Origin of the sequence: Salidesulfovibrio brasiliensis JCM 12178, assembly GCF_001311825.1 — a bacterium.
Taxonomy (GTDB): domain Bacteria; phylum Desulfobacterota; class Desulfovibrionia; order Desulfovibrionales; family Desulfovibrionaceae; genus Pseudodesulfovibrio; species Pseudodesulfovibrio brasiliensis.
The window spans coordinates 1-4,861 of record NZ_BBCB01000135.1 but is presented as its reverse complement, the minus strand read 5'-3'; the positions used below and the strand labels follow the sequence as shown (position 1 = coordinate 4,861).

6 protein-coding genes are annotated in these 4,861 nt (G+C 59.9%); 4 read left to right on the top strand and 2 right to left on the bottom strand.

Features of this window, described 5'->3' with window-relative positions:
- From JCM12178_RS19020 to JCM12178_RS16935, 3 genes are all read left to right on the top strand, one after another.
- Positions 1–182, top strand: a 182-nt coding sequence (locus tag JCM12178_RS19020; RefSeq protein WP_218185663.1) for a hypothetical protein, incomplete at its 5' end; no start/stop codon positions are given.
- Positions 175–381: a UXX-star selenoprotein family 1 gene (gene uxx1, locus JCM12178_RS16940; protein ID WP_054653119.1), complete on the top strand. Its 207-nt coding sequence runs from the start codon at positions 175–177 to the stop codon at positions 379–381. The genes JCM12178_RS19020 and uxx1, both read left to right, overlap by 8 nt.
- Positions 382–558: 177 nt before the next feature.
- Positions 559–954 (top strand): cytochrome c3 family protein, encoded by a 396-nt coding sequence (locus tag JCM12178_RS16935; RefSeq protein ID WP_054653117.1) that lies wholly within the window; start codon positions 559–561, stop codon positions 952–954.
- 33 nt (positions 955–987) lie between these two features.
- Here the strand turns inward: JCM12178_RS16935 and JCM12178_RS16930 are convergent, their stop codons facing one another.
- Both JCM12178_RS16930 and JCM12178_RS18825 read right to left on the bottom strand, forming a co-directional pair.
- Positions 988–2,538, bottom strand: coding sequence for a hybrid sensor histidine kinase/response regulator (locus JCM12178_RS16930; protein ID WP_054653115.1), 1,551 nt, complete (start codon positions 2,536–2,538; stop codon positions 988–990).
- A complete protein-coding gene (locus tag JCM12178_RS18825; RefSeq protein WP_054653114.1) occupies positions 2,531–3,484 on the bottom strand; it encodes a transporter substrate-binding domain-containing protein in 954 nt (317 codons plus the stop codon). The genes JCM12178_RS16930 and JCM12178_RS18825 overlap by 8 nt, the downstream gene beginning before the upstream one ends.
- A 203-nt stretch (positions 3,485–3,687) precedes the next feature.
- Between JCM12178_RS18825 and JCM12178_RS16920 the strand changes: the two genes are divergently transcribed.
- On the top strand, positions 3,688–4,861 hold a 1,174-nt coding region (locus JCM12178_RS16920), incomplete at its 3' end, for a sigma-54-dependent transcriptional regulator (RefSeq protein ID WP_054653112.1).

Genomic DNA, 4,861 nt, shown 5'->3' with positions numbered 1-4,861 from the left:
CGGCGGTGGTCGTCGTGATGACCGTCGTGGCGGCGGCGGTGGTCGCAGACGCTAAGTCTGACCATTCGATAAATGACAAAGGGCGGCCCGATCGGGTCGCCCTTTTTTCTTGCCGAAGTATAAATTCCAACCGCACTCTGGACCACAAACCCATCGACGCGTACGATTGCTTACATGTCTGACACCATCACCATCTACGGCAAGAGCACCTGCCCGCACACCAAGCGCGCGCTGGACGCACACCCTGAAGCAGCCTTTGTGGATGTGCTGCTTGACCCAGCCAAGTTGGATGAAATGCTGGAACTCAACGGCGGCCAGCGCCGGGTTCCCACCATCGTCCGAAACGGCGAGGTCGAGGTAGGCTTCAACCGGGGCTCCTGAAACGTCTGATTCCGGCCGGTCGGCCGGACCATCTGTGCACACTCTGCGCACCTGTGCGCTGTCTGCACACGTACGCCCTTGCACTCCCACCAATCTTTTCCAATGATTTAAAGCGCTAAAAGACTGGCACACCGTTTGCCTTAGTCATGGCACGTCAACTGAAACAGGAGTGCCCCCATGACGACACTGTACAGAATCTTCATCCTCACGGCTTTCATCTTCACGGCCGCACAGGCCAGTGCCGCCGCGCTGCCGCAAGACATGTTGCTGCTTCCGCCGGACGGCTGGGTCACGAACCGGGCCGGGGTGCCGTTCTCGCACGAACTGCACGACGCTGACGGGACCGTGGCCTGCATCACCTGTCACCACGAGTGGGACGGCGAAGGCGAGCCGCTGGGCTGTGCTTCGGAAGGCTGTCATGTTTCGGAAAGCCGCAGGGACCCCATGAGTTTCTACGGCGCGTTCCACGACCGGAACAGCGAGCGAAGCTGCGTGGGCTGCCACCGCACGGCACGACGCGACTCAGACGCCCGTCCACCGGTCTCTTGCAACGGATGCCATGTGCCGCAATAACCTCCTCCGGGCGGGAGTCGATCCGGCTCCCGCCTACCCTCGCAGGGTCTCGAAGACCTTGCCCACCACCCGCGACAGCTTGGCCATCTCGAAGGGCTTCATGAGCACGGAGCGGATTCCGGCTTCACCCGGACGCAGATTGTCCAGTGAGGCCGAATAGCCCGTGCAAAGGATGACCGGAAGTTCGGGGCGGATTTCATGCACCGCCTTGGCAAGCCGGTCGCCGGTCATGCGCGGCATGGTCTGGTCGGTAATGAGCAGGTCGAAGGAATCCGGAGAACTGCGGAAAAGCTCAAGCGCTTCATTGCTGTCCTGAACGCCTTGCACCGCGTAGCCGAGGTCGGTGAGCATCTGCGTCCCCACGGCCACCATGTCCTCCTCATCGTCCACCAGAAGAATCCTGCCCTTGCCCGTCACCACGTCGCCTTCCTCAAACTCAACACGCGGGGCAGTCCCCTCGCTTTCCGGCAGGTAGATATGGAAGATGGTCCCTTCATCGAGCGTGCTTTTCACGTCGATTCCGCCATGCATGCTGCCCACAATGCCGTGAACCATGGAAAGTCCGAGACCGGTGCCCTTGGTCTGGGGCTTGGTAGTGAAGAACGGGTCAAAGATGCGGCCCATGACCTCTTCGGGGATCCCGGTGCCCGTGTCGGCAACGGTCAGGCGCAGGTAATCGCCCGGCTCCAGCCTGCCACCGTGAAGCAACACTGCCTGCTCAATATGAGCACGGTCGAGGGAGATGGTCAGGGTGCCGCCGTTCTCGCTCATGGCGTAGGCCGCGTTGGTGCCGAGGTTTGTCACCACCTGATGAATCTGGCTGGAATCGCCTATGACCCATCCGCTGCTGACGGCGATGTCGGAGCGCACTTCAATGGTGGACGGCAGGGAGACTTCGAGGAACTGGCCGACCTCATTGAGCAGCGGCACCATGTCCACACGGGCCTTGTCCGGCTTACGCCTGCGGCTGAACACAAGAATCTGATGAACCATCTCCTTGGCCCGCTTTGCCGAATGGATGATGCGGTCAAGGTTGTCGTACCCGCGCGTTCCCGGCTCCAGTGTAGGCTGGGCCAGCTCGGCATACCCCAGAATGGCGGCAAGGATGTTGTTGAAATCGTGCGCGATACCGCCCGCCAATGTTCCGAGCTCTTCCAATTTCTGGCTCTGGCGAAGCTGTTTCTCCATCTGGAGCTGCTCGGTAATGTCACGCGCCACCTCGACGTATCCGGTCATCTTGCCGGTGTTGTCGTGAATTGGCGAAATACTCAGGTCCACTTCATAATCATGGCCCGACTTGCTGCGGTAGGTTGTCTGGCCGCGCCAGACATCGCCGCGTATGAGGTCCTTCCAGAGCTCCTCGAAGAACTCCGTGCTCTGGCGATCGCTGCGGATGACGGAGACATGCTTCCCTTCCAACTCTTCCAACGCGTAGCCGCTCATGCGCTCGAACGACGGGTTCATGTACTCCATGATGCCGTCGGTGCTGATGATGAAAATCCCGTCCTGTGCCTGCTCGATAGCGGTCATGAGCCGGACGCGGGCGTTCAATTCGTCCTTCAGCTCACGCGTCTTCTCACTCACACGCTTCTGGAGGGTCCGGTTCCACGAGATGATGAAGGCGACGAAAAGGATTATGAACAGCGTGGCTCCGCCGAAGTAGAACCAGAAATGCTTGTTCTGGAGAAGGAACGAGATGTAATGCTGATCCAGCCGTGACCCATTTTCGGTAAATGGCGTCGCGCTCGGTCTGCGTGATGGAATCCAGCCCCTTCTGCATGATGGAATTGAGGATCGGCCAGTCGGAGCGCGTGGCGATGCGGTGGTAAATCTTGTAGTCTGTATGTCCGGCGACGCGCAGGTTGGTGATACCTTTTTCTTCAATGAAATAACTCGCCTGAGGGAGCGAAATGATGGTCGCGTCGATCTCGTCGAAGGAGACGTGCAGCAGTGCGGCGAGATAATTGTAGACCGGCTGGATATGAATGCGCGGATAATACTTGCGCACATAGTCGATGACCGCGTTACTCTTGGGCAGGGCAAGGTCCATGTCAGACATGTCCTTGAGCTGGAGATACTCCTTCTGGTTCTTGTTCACCAGAATGACCGTGGGGATGACGAGATAGGGTCGCGTGAAACGCATGTACTTGATGGTGGCCGGGTTGGCCCAGAAGGCGGCGATGACGTCCACCTCGCGATCCTCGGCCATATGCAGCAGCTTCTTGAGGTTGGTTGTCTCCACCACCTCGAAGCGAACCCCGAGCCTGTCGGACAGGATGTGCATGTAATCCGCCACCATGCCCTTGTACTCGGCCTTGCCGCCGAAGAACTCCAACGGCCGCGTGGAAGGGGTCACGCCCAGCCTGATGGTGCGATGGTTAGAGAGCCACTCGCGCTCCTCGGCGGTCAATTTGAGATCGCGCCCCGGCGTGTACCAGAACACCGCGGCGGTAACGCCGAAAACGAGCAGGCATATGGCCAAGGTCAGGCGAACAGGGTGTCGCCACAGAGCCCGTGTCATGCTATTCATATTCCCTCCCGCGGCGCTCCGCATTGTACGGTGCCGACGCCGCCTGAATAGACCGCGAGGCAGCTTTTGGCAAGCAGCCTTCCAAATAGTTGAAATCGGATACAGATTTTTTCTGAAAACGAATTCACAAGGACTTTCTCGACAATTTACGCAAAATACGACATATCTCCCGCAGGGATAAATCGGAAACGGGGGACACTGGCATGGCAACCATACTCGTTCTGGACGACGATCCGGACATCAGCACCATCATATCACAACTGGCTGAGGATGCGGGACACCGCGCGCTCACCGCCTCAACCATTGCCGAGGGGCTGGACAGGCTCTCGCGCACGCCCATCGACCTCGTGTTTCTGGACGTGAGCCTGCCGGACGGCAGCGGCATCGACGTGCTGCCCGAAATCCGAAAGATCCCCTCCCGGCCCGATGTCATCATCATCACCGGTCTTGGGGACCCGGACGGCGCGGAGCTGGCCATCCAGAACGGCGCATGGGACTACATCGAAAAGACCAGCACGCTCAAGCAGATCATGTTCTCCATGGACCGCGCCCTGCGGGTGCGCGAAAAAGGCGGCAAGAGCGGACAGGTCAACATCAAGCGCGACAGCCTCGTGGGAGAAAGCCCAGCACTGCAACAGGTGCTGGAAAACGTGGCCGTGGCCTCGGCCGGTGACGCAGGCGTGCTCATCACGGGCGAGACCGGCACCGGCAAGGAGGTCATCGCCCGGACCATCCACGACAACAGCGCCCGTGGCGACAAGAAGTTCGTTGTGCTCGACTGCGCATCCCTGCCCCCGAGCCTTGCCGAAGGCGAACTCTTCGGCCACGTCAAAGGTTCCTTTACCGGAGCGGATGCCACACGCACCGGCCTTGTGGAGCAGGCCAACGGCGGCACCCTCTTCCTTGATGAAGTTGGCGAACTGCCGCAGACCGTACAAGCCACATTCCTTCGCGTGCTGCAGGAAAAACGGTTCAGGCCCGTAGGGTCGACCCGCGAGCTTGAGAGCGACTTCCGCCTCGTGGCCGCCACCAACCGAAACCTTGAGGAAATGTGCGAACGCGGCGAATTCCGCACCGATCTCTATTACCGCATCAAGGCCTGCGCCATCACCCTGCCGCCGCTTCGCGAGCGTGTGGAAGACATTCCGGCAATCAGCAAGTTCCACCTCGACCGCCTGTGCCGCAAATACGGCAAGCCGCCCAAGGAACCGTCCGAAGACTATCTGGACATCCTTATGAATTATGAATGGCCGGGCAATATCCGTGAGCTCGTGCAGACCATGGAACGCACCATCATGCGCGCGGGTGACGAGACCGTGCTCTACCCCGAGCACCTGCCGACGGACATCCGCGCCAAGGCCATGCGCCGCGCCGTGG

Bases quoted from the DNA above. Each gene is read 5' to 3' on its own strand.
- JCM12178_RS18825 (WP_054653114.1), bottom strand. From the start codon at position 3,484: ATGAATAGCATGACACGGGCTCTGTGGCGACACCCTGTTCGCCTGACC.
- JCM12178_RS16935 (WP_054653117.1), top strand. From the start codon at position 559: ATGACGACACTGTACAGAATCTTCATCCTCACGGCTTTCATCTTCACG.
- uxx1 (WP_054653119.1), top strand. From the start codon at position 175: ATGTCTGACACCATCACCATCTACGGCAAGAGCACCTGCCCGCACACC.